A 17,950-nucleotide genomic window follows, 5' to 3' on the forward strand; every position below is an offset into this window, starting at 1 on the left:
AGTTAGCAAGCTTTCATCGCATATTGACTTGCATTTATTCAGTTTGGGGAACAGCGTAAATCCTAGCGTTTCTTAGTTACTTCTTGCCTAATACCCAAACAGGTAAGTTAAATGCCTAGCGGCTGATGAGGATATAAACAGTGGAAAAAATAGCTATCATCGGATTATCTTGTCTATTCCCCGATGCTCAAAATCCTGAAGAATTTTGGCAGAATCTTATTGCTCAAAAAGATTCGACATCATCTGCAACTTCTGCGGAAATAGGGGTAGACCCGACAATGTTTTACCACCCAGTTAAAGGTACACCAGATAAAACATATTCTCTCAAAGGCGGATACATCCGCAATTTTCAGTTTGATCCATCTGAGTATAATCTACCAGCAGAACTTGCGGAAAGCTTGGATGATACTTTTAAATGGTCGCTCTATGCTGCTAAACAAGCAATTGTGCAGAGTGGTTATTGGGGAAATCAAGATGTTCTTTCAAAGTGTGGCGTAATTTTGGGAAATCTCTCATTCCCAACAAAATTTTCTAATCAATTATTCTCTCCGATTTACCAGCAAACTATTGCGCCTGCTGTTAGAGAACTTTTGCAGTATGAAGACTTCGATTTGGCTGGATTAACTACAAATAAAGCGTCTTTATACAATGCTATGATATCTGGCTTACCAGCCGCCGTAGTTGCTAGAGCTTTTGAACTATCGCAGATTCATCTATGTTTAGATGCTGCTTGTTCTTCATCATTTTATGCTATCAAGCTTGCGTCTCATTATTTGCGATCACACAAAGCTGATGTAATGTTAGCTGGAGCAATTAGTTGTGCAGATTCTCTGTTTGTGCGGATGTTATTTTCTGGTGTTCAAGGATATCCAGAAAATGGTATTAGTTCCCCATTCGATAAGTCATCTAGAGGACTAACTCCCGCTGATGGTATTGGCATGGTAATGCTGAAAAGATATTCTGATGCTGTGAGAGATGGCGATAATATTCTCGCTACCATCTGCGGTAATGGACTATCGAATGATGGCAAGGGTAAACATTTACTTAGCCCTAATTCTAAAGGGCAAACTTTGGCTTTTGAAAGAGCTTATACTGAGGCACAAATTAGTCCCCAAAGTATCGATTATCTAGAGTGTCATGCTACTGGTACATTACTAGGAGATACCACCGAAGTCAAATCTATAGAAACCTTTTTTGGTCAATATCATGCTACCCCTCAGCTAGGTTCTGTGAAAGCTAATGTTGGTCACTTGTTGACCGCTGCTGGCATGGTTGGTTTGACTAAAGTGGTTTTGAGTATGGCTCATGGCGTAATTCCGCCAACTATTAATGTTTCTGAGCCTTTAACATCTGAAAGTGGTATAATTTCCGCTGACAAAATTGTCAGGAAAGCTACAGCATGGCCACATAAGAATACATCAATTAAACGGGCCGCTGTAAGTGCTTTTGGTTTTGGCGGTACGAATTCCCATCTAATTGTTGAACAAGGAACTACAACACCAGCTGACTCAATTGCACCGCTTCCACCAGCCAAAATTGCCATTGTTGGTATGGATGCGTTTTTTGGTGGCTGCAATGGATTAGATGCTTTTGAACGCAGTATTTATGACGGTAAACAGCATTTTATTTCCCTACCACCAAACAGATGGCATGGAATTGAACAGCAAGAAAACTTACTCAAAGAATACGGATTGACTGAGGGGAAAGCACCAGTAGGGGCATATATCAAAGATTTTGATATCGATACTTTAGCTTACAAAATCCCCCCGAATGAAGTTGAAAAGCTAAATCCGCAACAACTGTTATTGCTGAAGGTGAGCGATCGCGCCCTCAAAGATGCCAAAATTCAAGAAGGTAGCAATGTTGCGGTTATTATTGCCGCAGAAGCCGAATTTTCTGTACATCAGTTACAGCAGAGATGGAATTCGTCCTGGCAAATTCAAGATGGCTTGAACGATGCACAAATTACTTTACCAGAAGAAAAACTTGCTCAACTAGAAAGCATTGTCAAAGACAGTGTTCACAATCCAGTAGAACTTGGTGAATATCTCAGTTACATCGCCAATATTATGGCGAGTCGGATTTCTGCACTGTGGAATTTCACCGGGCCGGCGTTCACCGTTGCGGCGGTGGAAACTTCCGTTCTTAAGGCGTTGGAAGTGGCACAAATGCTACTAACTACCGGGGAAGTTGATGCTGTTGTTGTTGGTGCTGTTGATTTAGCAGGCGGCGTGGAAAATGTCTTGCTGCGAAACCAACACTCACAAATTAACACTGGTGTTAATACTTTAAGTTACGACCAGAAAGCAGATGGCTGGATGGTTGGCGAAGGCGCGGGTGCAGTTGTGCTAAAGCGTCATGAAACCGCTCAAGAAAATAATGAACGCATCTATGCAGTCATTGATGCAATTAGTTTTGGACAAGCTAATTCGACCTCTGTAGATGCGGGAACTGTTAATGAAGTTTGCAACCAAGCTTTTCAGTTGGCGGGTATTGACCCTACAGAGGTGAACTATGTGGAAGTTTGCGGTAGTGGTATTCCCCAAGAAGATGCAGCCGAAATTACAGGTTTACTGCAAGCTTATCCTCCGGTGGGAAATGGTCTACACTGTGCGCTAGGTAGTGTCAAAGCTAATATTGGTCATACCTATGTAGCTTCGGGAATTGCCAGTTTAATTAAAACCGCTTTGTGTCTGCATTACAGATACATTCCTGCTACCCCTAACTGGTCTGGCGTCAAAACACCACAAATTTGGGAAGGCAGTCCTTTCTATGTCGCCACGGAATCAAGACCCTGGTTTCTGGACAAAGGTGGCACACGCAGAGTTGCAGCAATTAACGGTATGGGGATAGATGGGACTTACGCTCATTTAATCTTGTCAGAAGAACCCGTTCAAGAGGAGCGCAGCAGCAAGTATTTGCAGCAAATGCCTTTTTATCTTTTCCCCATAGCAGCGGAAAATAGATCAGATTTACCCGAACTTCTCAACAGTCTCCAGCACACTATCGAGGATAGTTCTTCTTTAGCAGCGATCGCTAGTCAAACATTTGCGACTTTTAAACAACATCCTGAAGCAAAATATGCTCTAGCAATTACAGGACGCAACAAAAAAGAACTACTCAAAGAAATTGAATCGGCTCACAAAGGTGTAAATAATGCTTTTGAAAATGGGACAGATTGGCAAACACCTTTAGGTAGTTATTTCACGGCTAAACCATTAGGTAAAAATGGAGCTTTAGCTTACGTTTATCCAGCGGCAGTCAATTCTTATATCGGCATTGGTCGCACTGTCTTCCGCTTATTTCCCAAAGTCTTTGAGGACTTGAAAAGTAACAATCTCTACAACCGTGCTGCTGATGTTGAGAAACTGGTTTATCCCAGAAGCTTGAATAAGTTGTCAACAAGGCAATTAGAAACTCTTGAAAAGCAATTGTTAGATGATTCTCTAGCAATGTTTGAAAGTGAAATAGCTTTTGCTAGATACATGACGGCAATTTTTCGAGATGATTTTCAAGTCAAGCCACAATGCGTTTTTGGCTACAGCTTGGGTGAAACTAGTATGATGGTTGCCCAAGGAGTTTGGAGTGATTTTGAGGGTGGAAGTAACACTTTAAATTCGTCTCCGTTGTTTGGAGATAAGTTATCTGGCCCGAAAAATGCGGTGCGTGAATATTGGGGATTGACACCAAATTCACAAAACAATGATTTTTGGAGTACCTATGTTCTCATGGCTACTCCATCACAAATTAGGGAATGTATTAAACATGAGAAGCATGTTTATTTAACTCAGATTAATACACCAGAGGAAGTTTTAATTGCTGGTGAAACAGCAGCTTGTAAAAGAGTGATTGAAACTCTAGGTTGCAATTCTTTTCCGGCTCCCTTCGATCATGTGATCCATTGTGAGGCAATGCGATCGCAATACGAGGAAATTAAGAAGGTAAACACTTTACCATCCCAAAATCTTCCGGGTGTTGTATTCTATTCGGCGGCTGATTATCAACCTATAGCACTGGATAGTGAGGTTATTGCTCACAATATTGCTACAGGATTATGCCAAGAACTGGATTTCCCGCGATTAGTTAACCATGTCTACGATGATGGTGTCCGAATATTTCTTGAAGCGGGTGCTGGTAGTGTTTGTTCTCGATGGATTGATAAAATCCTCGGCAATCAAGAACACATCACAATATCTCTAAATCGTAGAGGTATGGATGACCATACTTCGATGGTCAAAGCTTTAGCAAAACTACTCAGCCATCAGGTGAATGTGGATTTATCACCACTGTACAGTCTCACACCAGAAACTAATAACCATAAAACAACCTTGAGAACAATTACCCTAGGTGGCAACCCAATTACTAACGCAATATTGAGTGAAGAAAACCGGAAACTTTTTCAAGATATAGGTGAACAAATTAAACGCGATTCTCCTTTTGAGAGGCTGCGCCAACGCACCCAAAAACAGCAGCTAAATATACCTAATCTCCGAAACTTGGAAATAAATTCTGTGAACATTGGTGGTGCGATCGCTCAAGAAAAAAGTAATTCCCATCACATTTTACCATCTAATACTCAACCAGAAGAAGTCAAAACGAAAAATATCATTGATAACGGTTTTGAACTTAAAGAACAATTACAATCTTCTGAGTTAAGCGTAATTGAGCAGCAAATTCCTCAACCCATTTCTTCTCCACCTGCCATAACCCAAAAATTTGGTAAAACCATCAGTATGTTCGATTTAAATAAGTCCCAGTATCAAAAGCTCAACTCTAATAATTCAAAGTTAACTAGAGCACATACTGTTTTTTTACAGGCAAGACAAGACTTTAGTCAGCAAATGAGTGAAATCATTCAATTGCAATTAGCTTGTGCCGAAAATCTACTTAACGAAGAAACCTAATAATGAAGCGTGTAGGCTCTATAAAAGAGTCTACATTGTTCAACTTTTATTCGATACTAGGTACTAAGAATTAGGGACTCTTAAGATTTGGTTAAAACCCCGCCTAACGTGAATCGGATTTCTTCCCCAGTACCCAATCCCTAGTACCCAGTACCCAGTCCTGCTTATAATTTGAGGGATAACTGCCGTGACAACCGTAGATGCGGTACTCAGTAAACACGATAATGGTCTTGGATTTTCTGCCTGTTCTCATCACCAAAACCAAGTTTGGAAAGGTTCTTTAGAATCTATATCTTTTGAGCAATCAGCCATCAAAGAAAAATTGATGGTATTAGATAAACCTTGCTACATCGTTAAAGTTGCCGGAAAAATTGGTGTCACTAACGAAGGATATTTATCTGCTGCTGAGAATGACACAACATCACAAGTAGAACTGCTGACATTTGTACCACCAATTCGTATTCAACAATTAGGAGATCCCAATTTTATCTCCTTTCATGGCGTTAAATATGCCTATGTCACTGGTGCAATGGCTGGTGGTATTGCTTCTGAAGAAATGGTCATTGCACTTGGAAAACAACAAATTTTAAGTTCCTTTGGCGCAGGTGGTTTAACTCCAGACCGTTTAGAAGCGGCGATTAATCGCATTCAACAAGCTTTACCTCAAGGGCCCTATGCTTTTAATTTAATTCACAGTCCCAATGAACCCGCAATTGAACGGCGTGCGGTAGATTTATACCTCAAATATCAGGTAAGAACGGTAGAAGCTTCAGCATTTCTCGATTTGACTCCTAACATCGTCTACTACCGTGCTGCTGGACTTGGTTTAAATGACGCCAATCAAATTGAAATCAAAAATAAAGTCATTGCCAAAATTTCTCGCCGAGAAGTAGCGACTAAATTTATCCAACCAGCACCAGCTAGAATCCTCAAAGAACTTGTTGAGCAAGGATTAATAACTGAGTTACAAGCAACTCTTGCAGCCAAAGTTCCGATGGCTGATGATATTACCGTCGAGGCTGATTCTGGTGGTCATACAGACAATCGTCCTTTAGTCTGTTTGTTGCCTTCTATTATTGCCTTGCGCGATGAAATTCAGGAAAAATATCATTACCAAACACCCGTTAGAATTGGCGTAGCTGGAGGAATAGCTACACCGCAATCAGCTTTAGCAGCTTTTATGATGGGTGCGGCTTATATTATGACTGGCTCAATTAATCAGTCATGTATTGAATCTGGAGCTTGTGAACATACTAAAAAATTACTAGCTCAAGCAGAAATGGCTGATGTGATGATGGCTCCAGCCGCAGATATGTTTGAAATGGGGGTAAAACTACAAGTCCTCAAACGGGGTACGATGTTCCCCATGCGAGCGCAGAAACTATTTGAATTATATCGAACTTATGACTCGATTGAAGATATTCCTTTACCAGAAAGAGAGAAATTAGAAAAGCAAGTTTTTCGCAAAAGTATTGCTGAGGTATGGGAAGGTACTGCAACTTATTTGTCGCAAAAAAATCCTGAGAAACTAGGTAAAGCGGTCAATAATTCTAAGTTGAAAATGGCGCTAATTTTCCGCTGGTATTTAGGATTATCTTCTCGGTGGTCTAGTTCTGGTGAAAAAGGTCGAGAAGTCGATTATCAAATTTGGTGTGGCCCGGCAATGGGTAGTTTCAATGACTGGGTGCGTGGTTCTTATCTATCTGAACCCAAAAATCGTCGAGTCGTTGATGTTGCTGACCAAATTATGACTGGTGCAGTCTTTTTATACCGCATCCAAAGTTTAAAAATTCAAGGACTGCAAATACCTAATTATTACAGTCAGTATCACCCTCGTTCTACACTATTAGAGAGCTAAAAAATGAGTATAAAACAGACTTGTACCGCAGCAGATATTCAAGTTTTCTTAGTATCTAACTTAGCTGCTTTACTAGAGTTAGAAACAGATGAAATAGATGTTAAAGAGCATTTAGAAAGCTATGGTTTGGATTCAGCCCAGGCGATGATTCTGGTGGGTAAATTGGAGAAATTGTTGGGATTTCAACCTTCTCCACTTCTTCTGTGGCATTACCCAAATATTGAAGCTCTTTCGCAACGTTTAGCTGAAGAATTGCAAGAAAAGTCAGAGGTTCAAGATACAGGGAATGTCAACACTGCTACCCCTGTTCTAAATTTAAAAGCCGAAGCTGTTCTTGACCCTACTATTCATCCTGGCGCTGTACCTAACGTGCTAGGTGAACCCAAGAAAATCTTTTTAACTGGAGGAACAGGCTTTTTAGGAGCTTTTCTAATCCAGGGACTATTACAAGAAACTAAGGCAGATATATATTGCTTAGTACGTGCTGCTGATGCAGAAGAAGGTAAGAGCAAACTACAAAAGAACCTGCAACAATACGCAGTTTGGCAGGAACAGTTTAATTCCAGAATCATTCCTGTTGTCGGTGATTTATCTCAACCACTTTTAGGGATTGGCTCTGAACAGTTTCAAATCTTAGCTGCCAACATTGATACTATTTATCATAGTGCTGCTTTGCTGAATTATGTTTATCCCTATTCAGCACTGAAAACTGCTAATGTTCTGGGAACTCAAGAAGTTTTACGATTAGCGTGTCTAACTAAAGTCAAGCCTGTACATTACGTTTCTAGTGTCGCTGTTTTTGAATCACCTGCTTATGCTGGTAAGATAGTTAAAGAACAGGATGAATTTAGTCATTGGGAAGGTATTTATCTGGGTTATTCTCAGACTAAATGGGTAGCTGAAAAGTTAGTCAAGATTGCTGGTGAACGAGGACTTCCTGTAACTATCTACAGACCGCCATTAATTTCAGGTGATAGCCAAACAGGTATTTGTAACACCCATGACTTTATCAATCTAATGACCAAAGGCTGTCTACAAATGGGAAGTTTTCCCGATGTAGACTATATGTTGGATATGTCTCCTGTAGACTATGTTAGCAAAGCCATCGTTTATCTATCAAAGCAAAAATCATCTATAGGCAAAGCTTTCCATTTACAACATCCTCAACCTATTTCCTTGAAGAACTTAGTTGAGTGGATACGCTCTTTTGGTTATCCAGTTGAAATGATTCCTTATGACCAATGGCAAGCAGAGTTAATTAATAATGTGTCTTCTGTGGACAATCCTTTATATACCCTGCGACCTTTCTTATTGGAACGCTGGTCTGATGAACAACTGACCATTCCTGATTTGTATTTGCAAGCCAGAAGACCCCATATTAGCTGCCAAGATACTCTTCATGCACTAGCTGGTAGCTCTATTGTTTGTCCACCTATCGACTCTAAATTGTTGATGACTTATACCGCGTATTTGATTCAAAGCGGCTTTTTGAATGTCGCATAAGTAAGTCTGCGGGAGACTCCGTTATCTCGTAGACAAAGAGGGATAGCCGCACGCCGTTATACCAATTTAAAAAAAGAATGTGACAGATAGACCATGTAGAGACGTTGCAATGCAACGTCTCTACCAAAGGATTTGTTGCAATCATGCTCAAAAACTCTACACCACAAGTTGTGTAGAGTTTTTTATTCAACGACGGCTTTCAACGTGAGTTTTTTCCTGGGAAATAGTCTTTGGCTTCTTAGAGTTATTAGATTGATTAGATTTGCGGTTTTTCTTGAAGACGCGATCGCTCAATGTTTGAATTACGATATACAAAACTGGTACTACAAACAGAGTCAAGAAGGTAGCAACAAGCATCCCGCCAAATACTGTTGTACCAAGTGATTGTCGGCTACCTGCTCCTGCTCCCGTGGCAATTGCTAGCGGAAAAATCCCTAACAACGTAGAAATAGCAGTCATGAGAATTGGGCGCAAACGCTGTTGTGAGGCTTCAAGAGCAGCCTTGGTAATTGAATAACCGCGATCGCGCAACTGATTAGCAAATTCTACAATCAAAATCGCGTTTTTACTCGCCAATCCAATCAACATTACCAAACCAATTTGACAGTAAACATCGTTGGGCAAACCACGCAAGGATTGAGCCGCCAGCGCCCCCAAGATAGCTAAGGGCACAGCTAGAAGAATAATAAAAGGATCGACGTAGTTCTCGTATTGGGCAGCCAAAACCAAGAAAACGAAAACAAGCCCAAGACTGAAAATGATCGGTGCTTGACCGCCAGACTCCTGTTCTTCGGCAGAAATACCAGACCATTCATAACCTAAAGTCGGGGGCAAAATATCTTGGGCTAACTGCTCCATTACCTGAATTGCTTCCCCAGAACTAGAACCCGAAGCTGCTGAGCCAGTGATTTCAATCGAGCGAAATAGATTATAGCGATTTATTGTTTGTGCTCCAGTAGTGGGAGTAATCTTTACTAAATTGCTCAGAGGAATCATCCTATCTTGTTCGTTGCGAACATATAGTTGACCGATATCATCAGGGTTAGCTCGGTACTGTGCATCTGCTTGTACATAAACGCGGTAATTTCGCTGCTGTAACGTAAAGTCATTAACATATTGAGATCCCAACAGAGTTTGCAGTGTATTAAAGATATCTGCTATGGGAACTTGTAACGCCTTAGCTTGGTTGCGATTCACTTCTACAAGCACCTGGGGCGTATTTGCTGAAAAAGTGGTGTAAACACTTTGCAGTCCAGGTGTTTGATTGGCTTTTGCAATTAATTGGTTTGCCACTTGAACTAAAGTATCAAGACCCACGTTTCCTTGGTCTTGTAGCTGAAATTGGAAACCACCAGTAGAGCCTAAACCCGGAATTGCTGGGGGATTACTTGGGAGGACTCTGGCTTCGGATATCGCTGACAGCCTTCCTCTTAAGTTATTGATAATTGCCTGTACTGACTGCTCTGCTCCAGTTCGGTCTTCCCAAGGGTTAAGAGAAGTAAAAACTACACCATTGTTAGCAGTATTACCAGAGAAACCAAAACCACCAATTGCAAAAGTACTTCTGACTTCGGGCAATTTCAAGATTTCTTGTTCTACCTTAGCCATCACTTCATCGGTATATTCTAACGAGACCCCTGCTGGCCCTTGGATCAGGGTGATAAAGTAGCCTTGGTCTTCTTCAGGTAAAAATGCTGTTGGGACGCTGATAAACAGCCAAGCTGTCAACCCTAAGCTGGCGACAAACACAGCCAGAATAATGTATTTAATCTTGACTATCTGATTAAGAACTCGCTGATAACCTCGGCCCAACCAGTCAAGAAATCCATTAATGCGGTCAAAAATCCACCCCAACCAACCACCAGGTTTTTCTCTTTGACGTAGTAACAAACCTGAGAGTGATGGAGTAATTGTCAACGCTAAAAAGGTAGAAATCGCAATAGAAAAGGCGATCGTCAAGGCAAACTGTTGATAAAGCGCTCCCGTCGTTCCTGGGAAAAAAGCAACTGGGACAAACACGGCCATGAGTACAAGTGAAGTTGCAATCACTGCGCCAAATAGCTCGTGCATTGCTGTGGAAGCAGCTTCACGCGGCTCCATGCCTTCTTCTTGGATGAGGCGCGAGATATCCTCAACCACAACGATCGCATCATCAACGACCATCCCAGTTGCTAGGGTCAAACCGAACAATGTCAAGCTATTAATCGTGAACCCAAAAACTTTGATGAAAGCAAAAGTCCCAATCAAAGCAACTGGAATTGTCAGGGACGGGATAATTGTGGTGCGCCAGTCTTGCAAGAAGACAAAGATGATTAACACAACTAAAGCGATCGCGATCAATAAAGTCACGACCACTTCTGTAAGTGAAGCTTGCACAAACAAAGTTGTGTCAAACCCAATATCATATTTGATTCCTGGGGGGAAATTAAGAGCCAGCCTTTGCATTTCGGCTTTAGCCGCATTCGCAACATCCAAAGCATTACTACCAGGTAGTTGATAAATTCCCAACCCTACAGCATCTTTGCCCCGAAATCGCAGGAAGGAATCGTAGTTTTCTGCTCCTAGTTCCACCCTACCAACATCTTTCAGCCTGACCAGCGTGCCATTTTCCCCTGTTTTGATAATAATATTCTCAAACTCTGTAACATCTTGCAGTTGGCTCTGGGCCTGCACGTCAAGTTGATATCTTTGCCCCTCTGGTGCTGGCTGCTGTCCGAGCCGCCCCGCGCCTACTTGTAAATTCTGTTCTTGGAGGGCTGCGGTTACATCCTCAGCAGTGAGACTGCGACTAGCAAGCTGGCTTGGCTCTAGCCACACACGCATCGAATACCTACGTTCGCCAAAAATAGTGACATCACCAACGCCTTCTACACGTTTGAGAGCATCTACTAAATAGATGTCAGCGTAGTTACTTAAAAAGATGGTGTCATACTCGTTGTTGTCTGTATACAGACCAAAACCCATGAGAATGGAGCTAGATCTTTTCGTAACAGTGACTCCTGTCTGCTGCACCACTTCTGGTAACTGAGCTTCGGCCGCAGACACGCGGTTTTGGACATCAACAGCGGCAATATCTTGGTTACGGTTCGCGTCAAATGTGACTGATATTGAACTACTACCAGAGTTACTACTACTCGAACTGATATACCTCTGACCGGGAATACCATTAATTTCTCTTTCTAAAACAGTCGTAACGGTATTTTCGACAACCTCAGCATTCGCTCCCGTGTAGTTGGCACTAACGTTAACTTGGGGAGGACTAATTTCAGGATATTGAGCAATTGATAGCGTGGGAATACTAATCGCTCCAACTAGCAAGATGAGTATGGTGCAGACGCTAGCAAAAACAGGTCGCTTAATAAAGAAGTCAACAAACATAAGTAGATTAGCAGTAGGACTATTGAATTTAGGACTTACGCAATAACTCTCTGAAAGAAACTCTTATTTCTTTGTGTCCTTTGTCTTGAGAAGTTCTGAGCGGAGGAAACCTCTCTTACAAAGTTCTGATCGGAGGAAACCTCCGCTCAGACTTTGCGCTCTGCTCAGACTTCTCGCTGCGTCCTTTGCAGTTATTTTTTCCTGATTCTGCGTAAGTCCTGGAATTTAAAAAGCAGCAGTCAGAAGTCAGAAAATTCTGTTTCCTGACTGCTGAATTCTGACTTTTTCCTCACGAAAAACCGATTTTTGCAAGAAGTCTAATACTATTTACCCTACGATTCTGGGGTAATAGGAGCATTATTTCTCAGGTTAAGCAAACCTGTGACGATGATTCTTTCTCCTGCTTTTAATCCTTCGAGTACTTGATAACTATTACCTTGGATGTTGCCTAGCTTAACTGGCTTTTGTCTAGCTACCAGTTGAGGTTTTTCTTGCTGAGTTTCTGCTTGTTCAGCTACATAAACAAAAGTTTGCCCTCCCACGCGAGAGATTGCCTCAGTTGGAATGAGAACCCCAGGACGCTCTTGCCAAATGACTCTTGCTTGCACGTATGAATTAGCCCGCAGTTGACCTTTAGTATTGTCAAATAGGGCTTTAATTAGTACAGATTGAGTTTCATCAGCAGTCTGAGGAGAAATGAAGAATACTTTACTAGTACCAACTACCTGATCCTGTGAGTTAATTAGCTCTACTGGAGTACCTTCACGCACTCTAGTAGCCTGCTGTAAGGGCAGAGAAATATTTACTTCTAAGGGTTGATTTTGAGTAATGGTTGTTAGTTGAGTAGAAGTATTAACAAAGTCTCCTAGCTTAACTGGAATATTACCAACAGTTCCCGCAAAAGGTGCTTTCAATTGGAAGTACTGAAGTTGAACTTGTGCTTGCTTTGTATTCGCTTGTGCTTGCTGCACAGCTTTTTCAGCCTGGGCTACAACAGCTCGCTGAGCTTCAATCCGCTGATTGATCGCAGCAAGGCTGGAGTTAGCTGCTTGGAGTTGATTGAAATATTGATCTCTAGTATCTCGTGATACTGCTCCTTCTGTTGCTAGACGAGAGTATCTTTCGTATTGCTGTTGGCTTAATCTTGACTGAGATTGGTTGGAAACCCGCTCAGCTTCTAGAGAACTGAGTGTTGCTCTCGCATTTTTGACTTCAGCTTGTGCCGCTGCAATACTGGCACTAGCACTACTAACTGCTGCTTGTTGTTCATCAGGATTGATTTGAAGAATCGGCGTACCAGGTTTCACCTCATCCCCTGGTCTAACAAAAATCTGGGATACTCGACCCTGAATTTGAGGCACAAGAGTGACTGCTCGGCGTGACTCTAAGTTGGCGACAAACTCCGAACTTTCTCTAATTGTTCCTGTCGCCACTGGAGATATTTTTACAGGTATCGCTTGTGTTTGACTTTGACCTGCTGGTGTTTGCGTTTGAGCATTGCTGTGCCACCAACGCCAACCAATACCTCCGCCAGCTAGCAGCGCGATCGCCCCTAAAACCAGCAGCCACTTCCGTTTTTTTGATGATGAGTATTTTTGTTCAGATTCTTGCGAAGCATCAGTATTAACTTCATCTACCGTGTCAGTATCTTCCGATATAACTGCCACGTTAGAGCGCTGATCATCGCTGTCATCTTTACCCGCTCTTATCTGCTTTGTTTCCTCGAAAGATTCTGAGTTTTTCATAATGCGTAACTACCTAATTGGATAATCTCCTTTAAACAGGAAAAATGAGCAATCAACAGATGCTTTTAATGACATTTTAATTTCACTTTATTTGTCCTCTCATAGAAAATCACTATAAACATCTAATGATTTATTATTGTTAATTCATATCTCCTGAGATTTTTGTATAGGTGTTTGAGCTTGATGTTTAATTGTTTTAATATCTTATTAAAGCCTTTTTACTCGTAATTTGTAACTTCTCCTATAGGTAGATATTTTAAATTTTAATAACCTTTTCAATCTTACAAAGACATATCTGAGAAGTTATTAAATCAAGACAATCTTCTACTGAACACAACTTTATTAAGCAGTGTTTGGTCAGGTAAATTAAGCAATACCCTTCAATACTCCTCAAATTAATTTTTTAACTTTTCTTGGTAAGTTAGCTGGTGTTTATATACTAAATATCTTGCATCTAGCTTTTCGTCCATCAAGAAATAAATTCTTGGCTCATAACTCCAAGTCAGCTTTAACTGACTTAATATGTATTTCAGTCCGTTTTAGCGAACTTTGGCTATGAAGCCCTGAACTTTGGTTGAGGGTGTACTCACAGTTAAGTGCAAAATGTGACTACAAATTAATATGATACTATATAGATACATCAGTTTGATATAAATGCTTGAGTTAGCAACTTTAGGTTTACTGCTACGTGAACCCCTACATGGATATCGCCTAAAGCAGCAAATAGAACTGTTCATGAGCGGTTGCATCAGCGTCAACTACGGTGCGATTTACCCTCTGTTGAAGCGACTGGAAGAACAAGGAGCAATTTCTGTGTTAGTTGAGGGTGCAGATGGGGGTCAAACTCGTAAAGTTTACAGAATTACTGAGCTAGGGCGAGAGCGTTGGAAAAGAGAGATGCTAGAACACCCCCATGAAAGCTGGGTACACGCTCGTTCGCGCTTTATGATCAAGTTTTTCTTTTTTAGTTCTCTAGAACCCAAAGAACGGCTCAAGTTACTGGAACATCGTTTAATGGTTTGTCGGCTGCGCTTGGAAAGCCAAGAAATGGAACCACTCCCACCCGACCCCTATCAAACGGCGGCGTGGCAAAGGTATACAGCGTTTCTTCAAAGTGAAATACAGTGGCTAACCGAACAACTTGCTAGAGAGCAAACATCGATTACGCAAACGGTAAGTGGATAGTACAAGCGTGTCAATCGGTGTTTTACAGCGATTTTCATGTTTTTAGACCACACTCTTGATTTCTCTGTGTGGCTCTGCCTTGAAAAGTTCAAATCGCCGGAAGCCGGCGCTCCGACTTTTCGCTGCGCCTCTACGTGAGATCAAAAAAACGTGGTACATTTACCTAAAAATAGCTGTAAGCTGTTATGCATTTAAATTGCACATTACCTCGACATTAGCTTGACTGTTAACCGTTAACTGTCAACAGTTAACAGTTAACAACTACAAAGAGTAGTTATGCAATTTAGACGCGCGTTAGCTTAGTTATGTTATTTAGGTATAAGTGCTGAATACTGAGTAATCAAAGAATATATCCAACATTTCTTCATTCTTTACTCAGAAATCAGCAACTCAGAAATCAGTTAAAAATATCAAAACCAGTAGTGGCAATATAATTACCCTAATCTGTCGTGGTTTTAAAAATAAATTTTTAGAACTTACACATTGAGATAAAAAATCGAGTATACAATGGTAGTTGTTAGACACGAAAGCTTGACTTTTATATGCTTTTCTGTCTAACAGACTACATGTATTATAGAGTGGTCAATTAGCAGTTTGAAAGGAACTAAGTGCATTGATGCTTAAGTTTTACAATGCGTAAGTCCTAAATTTAGCTTTCCACTGCTACAGTTATCAAGCTCTCTACCAATGCACTACACAAGCATTTAAAAAGCTAAAGACTCAAGATGTTTCTTGTAGCTTTAGTCATTTAATTTACTTGATTTTAGGCAAGCGATCGCCACTGTAAATGTCAATGCAACACAGCTTAATCAAGTTGAATTCACCAACTTTATGACATGAATACAATACACCAAAGTCAGTGTAAACCAACTGCTCTTATTACTGGGGCAGCTAGTGGCATTGGCTACCAATTAGCACGCCTTTTTGCCGCTCATGATTATGATCTTGTAGTAGTAGACAGAAACGAAATAAAACTCATAGAGATGGTGTCTAAATTCCAAGAAGAATTTGGCATTTTCATCAAACCTATTATCAAGGATTTATCTATATCAACATCTCCCGAAGAAATTTTCACTGAGTTACAAAAAGCAACGATCAAAATTGATGTGCTAGTGAATAATGCTGGATTTGGGACTTACGGATTATTTAATGAAACAAATCTGACCACTGAATTGGAAATGCTCCAGGTAAATTTGGTGTGTCTGACTCATTTAACTAAGTTATTTCTCAAGGATATGGTAAAGCAAGGTGATGGCAAAATCTTAAACGTTGCCTCCGCTGCTGCTTTTCAACCAGGGCCTTTAATGGCAGTTTATTTTGCTACTAAAGCCTATATTTTATCGTTTTCAGAAGCGATCGCAAATGAATTAGAAGGTACAGGTGTCACCGTGACAGTTCTTTGCCCAGGCTCAACCGAATCTGCCTTTCATGAAAGAACAGGGATGGCAGGCTCTAAGCTGCTCAAGGGTAAGAAGATGATGGATGCAGAAACAGTAGCTAAAATTGGTTATCACGCCTTAATGCGCGGTAAAACAGTTGTTATTCCTGGTTTTATAAATAAAATACTCGCTAAAAGTGTCAGATTTATACCCAGAAAACAGGTGACAAAAATTGTCAGAAGTATGCAAGAAAATAAATAGCAAGAGTAGACGCGATTAATCGCGTCTGTACAAGGGTCAAGAGACGCGATTAATCGCGTCTGTACAAGGGTCAAGAGGCAGGAGATAATATTTATTCTTCCCCAATCCCCAGTCCCCATTCTCAAGACAAGTCTAATCAATATTGCCAGCATTTTAAATGCCAATCTAAACCTGCAACAGCCACCGCCGCAACATAATCTTTAGCAGGTACTAGTTCAACAAGACCCCAGTCTTCAGACGTTTGTAATGTGGCTGGTTCTGTGGGAGTTAGTAATACTTCAATGTGCTCTAGCCCAACTAATCCATCTCCAGTTGCCTTTAAATAAGCTTCTTTGCAAGTCCAGTAACGAAAAAATACCTCTTGCTGTTGGTTGGGAGATAGCGATCGCAATACAGCATATTCTCTAGCTAAAAAGAAGCGTTTGGCAAGAGATTCTAAGTCAGAAACCGGGCGAATATACTCTAAATCAACACCAATTTGACGAGTGCAATTCACTCCAAATAAACCTAAGTTCTGGGAATGAGACAAATTAAACACCAGTCCACTATCAGCAAATGTATCCGCTAATACTGGTTTACCTCGCAATTGATAATCAAATCGGATCTTTTGCGGCTCTATACTCAAGTAGCGACCTAATATAGTTCGCAAGATACCGCGCCCAGCGATAAAACGTTGCCGATGCTTTTGAAAATAGAACCGCTCAGCTCGAGCAATTTCGTCACTGGACAGAGTTGCAGCCAAATATTGTAGCTGTTGTTCTGGTTGGTCAAGGTCTATTTGCCAAACATGAACATCATTTGGTAACAAAGTTAAATCTGTCGGTGCAGGTAGCCAGAGATGATTAAGTGCAGTCATTAAGTCAGAAAGTCAAGGGAGGGATAAATAGAAGCAGCTGTTATAAGCTAACGCGCCTACATGTTGCATTTTCTCCTAAAGACCGTCATTAGTCATTTGTATTTACAAAGGACTAATAACTAATGACAAATATTAAGTTTAAATGTAAGCGTCACTACTTAATACTGGGTTATATATAATTAGCCGCGATCGCTTCAGTGAGTCTAATGTTATGATTTATGACTCCAAATATACCTGCCTCCTTATTACTCTAGATGTACGATCCCCAATTTGATGTTGAAACCTCTGAAAGAGAGTACGTTAAAACTCTTGACAGAGAATAGCAAATTTTCTTTTAGCTACAACATTAGTTATGACTGTATTACTCAGAGGAATTACAAGGAATGTCTGCAAGTTTTTTGGCAGTACCTAAGTTTCGTGAAGGTCAGATAGTAAGTTTTATTGGTGGGAAAGGCGTCGTCAAAAACTATCGATTTGAGTCAGATAGCTGGGACTCTTTGGTGGAAATGCCTATGGGGCCACCAGAAATGGGCCGGGTTGGTTATGAAACTATGATTTGGTTATCTGAGGTAGATATCTCTTCACCGCTCAATAGTTTTTCTCAGAAAGTGCTAAATCTGCAACAAAAAACCCTTGCCAAAGCTTGCTAAAAACCTATTAGGGTTATTTCCTTGTAAAGATAATGAGGATAAATGATGATAAATTTGGGCTATGTTGCCTTTTTTGTACTCCTACTAGCAGCGCTGCTATTAGCAATCAAGCAAATGAGCGTTGCTTTAGATGAAGTAGATATTGAGCGCTTTACTCTCTGGACAAGTATTGCTTCTGTCATTGCTGGTTTACCAATAATGTTGTGGTAGCGTCTGAATCAACGCCATCTT

The 17,950-nt window shown here is 40.8% G+C and carries 10 protein-coding genes; 7 read left to right on the plus strand and 3 right to left on the minus strand.

Annotation, left to right across the window (positions count from 1 at the left end; translation table 11 throughout):
* Positions 1-140: 140 nt before the first annotated feature.
* The 3 genes from FNW02_RS01780 to FNW02_RS01790 all read left to right on the plus strand — a co-directional run bounded on the left by FNW02_RS01780 (position 141) and on the right by FNW02_RS01790 (position 8,265).
* Positions 141-4,904, plus strand: a complete 4,764-nt coding sequence (locus tag FNW02_RS01780) for a PfaB family protein (protein ID WP_191755870.1) — start codon at positions 141-143, stop codon at positions 4,902-4,904.
* Positions 4,905-5,091: 187 nt separating this feature from the next.
* Positions 5,092-6,762: a PfaD family polyunsaturated fatty acid/polyketide biosynthesis protein gene (locus FNW02_RS01785; RefSeq protein WP_191755871.1), complete on the plus strand. Its 1,671-nt coding sequence runs from the start codon at positions 5,092-5,094 to the stop codon at positions 6,760-6,762.
* A gap of 3 nt (positions 6,763-6,765) precedes the next feature.
* Positions 6,766-8,265, plus strand: coding sequence for a thioester reductase domain-containing protein (locus tag FNW02_RS01790; RefSeq protein ID WP_191755872.1), 1,500 nt, complete (start codon positions 6,766-6,768; stop codon positions 8,263-8,265).
* A 186-nt stretch (positions 8,266-8,451) separates the two neighbouring features.
* On the opposite strand, the gene FNW02_RS01795 is transcribed toward FNW02_RS01790, so the two are convergent.
* Together FNW02_RS01795 and FNW02_RS01800 are read right to left on the minus strand one after the other, a co-directional pair.
* Complete coding sequence (locus tag FNW02_RS01795) at positions 8,452-11,643, minus strand: efflux RND transporter permease subunit (RefSeq protein WP_191755873.1); 3,192 nt, start codon at positions 11,641-11,643, stop codon at positions 8,452-8,454.
* 332 nt (positions 11,644-11,975) lie between these two features.
* A complete protein-coding gene (locus FNW02_RS01800) occupies positions 11,976-13,388 on the minus strand; it encodes an efflux RND transporter periplasmic adaptor subunit (protein WP_191755874.1) in 1,413 nt (470 codons plus the stop codon).
* Positions 13,389-14,042: 654 nt separating this feature from the next.
* Here FNW02_RS01800 and FNW02_RS01805 point away from each other — a divergent pair.
* Together FNW02_RS01805 and FNW02_RS01810 are read left to right on the plus strand one after the other, a co-directional pair.
* Positions 14,043-14,573, plus strand: a complete 531-nt coding sequence (locus tag FNW02_RS01805) for a PadR family transcriptional regulator (RefSeq protein ID WP_191755875.1) — start codon at positions 14,043-14,045, stop codon at positions 14,571-14,573.
* Between the two features lie 836 nt (positions 14,574-15,409).
* Positions 15,410-16,213 carry an SDR family NAD(P)-dependent oxidoreductase gene (locus FNW02_RS01810; RefSeq protein ID WP_191755876.1) on the plus strand — a complete coding sequence of 268 codons (804 nt, stop codon included), beginning with the start codon at positions 15,410-15,412 and terminating at the stop codon, positions 16,211-16,213.
* A gap of 136 nt (positions 16,214-16,349) precedes the next feature.
* Here the strand turns inward: FNW02_RS01810 and hetI are convergent, their stop codons facing one another.
* A complete protein-coding gene (gene hetI, locus FNW02_RS01815) occupies positions 16,350-17,069 on the minus strand; it encodes a 4'-phosphopantetheinyl transferase HetI (protein ID WP_191755877.1) in 720 nt (239 codons plus the stop codon).
* Positions 17,070-17,452: 383 nt separating this feature from the next.
* Here hetI and FNW02_RS01820 point away from each other — a divergent pair, with 383 nt between their 5' ends.
* Both FNW02_RS01820 and FNW02_RS01825 read left to right on the plus strand, forming a co-directional pair.
* Entirely contained in the window at positions 17,453-17,719 is a 267-nt protein-coding gene (locus tag FNW02_RS01820) for a CBM20 domain-containing protein (protein WP_191755878.1), read from the plus strand.
* A gap of 42 nt (positions 17,720-17,761) precedes the next feature.
* Positions 17,762-17,929 carry a hypothetical protein gene (locus FNW02_RS01825; protein ID WP_191756058.1) on the plus strand — a complete coding sequence of 56 codons (168 nt, stop codon included), beginning with the start codon at positions 17,762-17,764 and terminating at the stop codon, positions 17,927-17,929.
* Positions 17,930-17,950 lie beyond the last annotated feature (21 nt).

Source organism: Komarekiella delphini-convector SJRDD-AB1 (assembly GCF_014831675.1).
GTDB lineage: Bacteria > Cyanobacteriota > Cyanobacteriia > Cyanobacteriales > Nostocaceae > Komarekiella.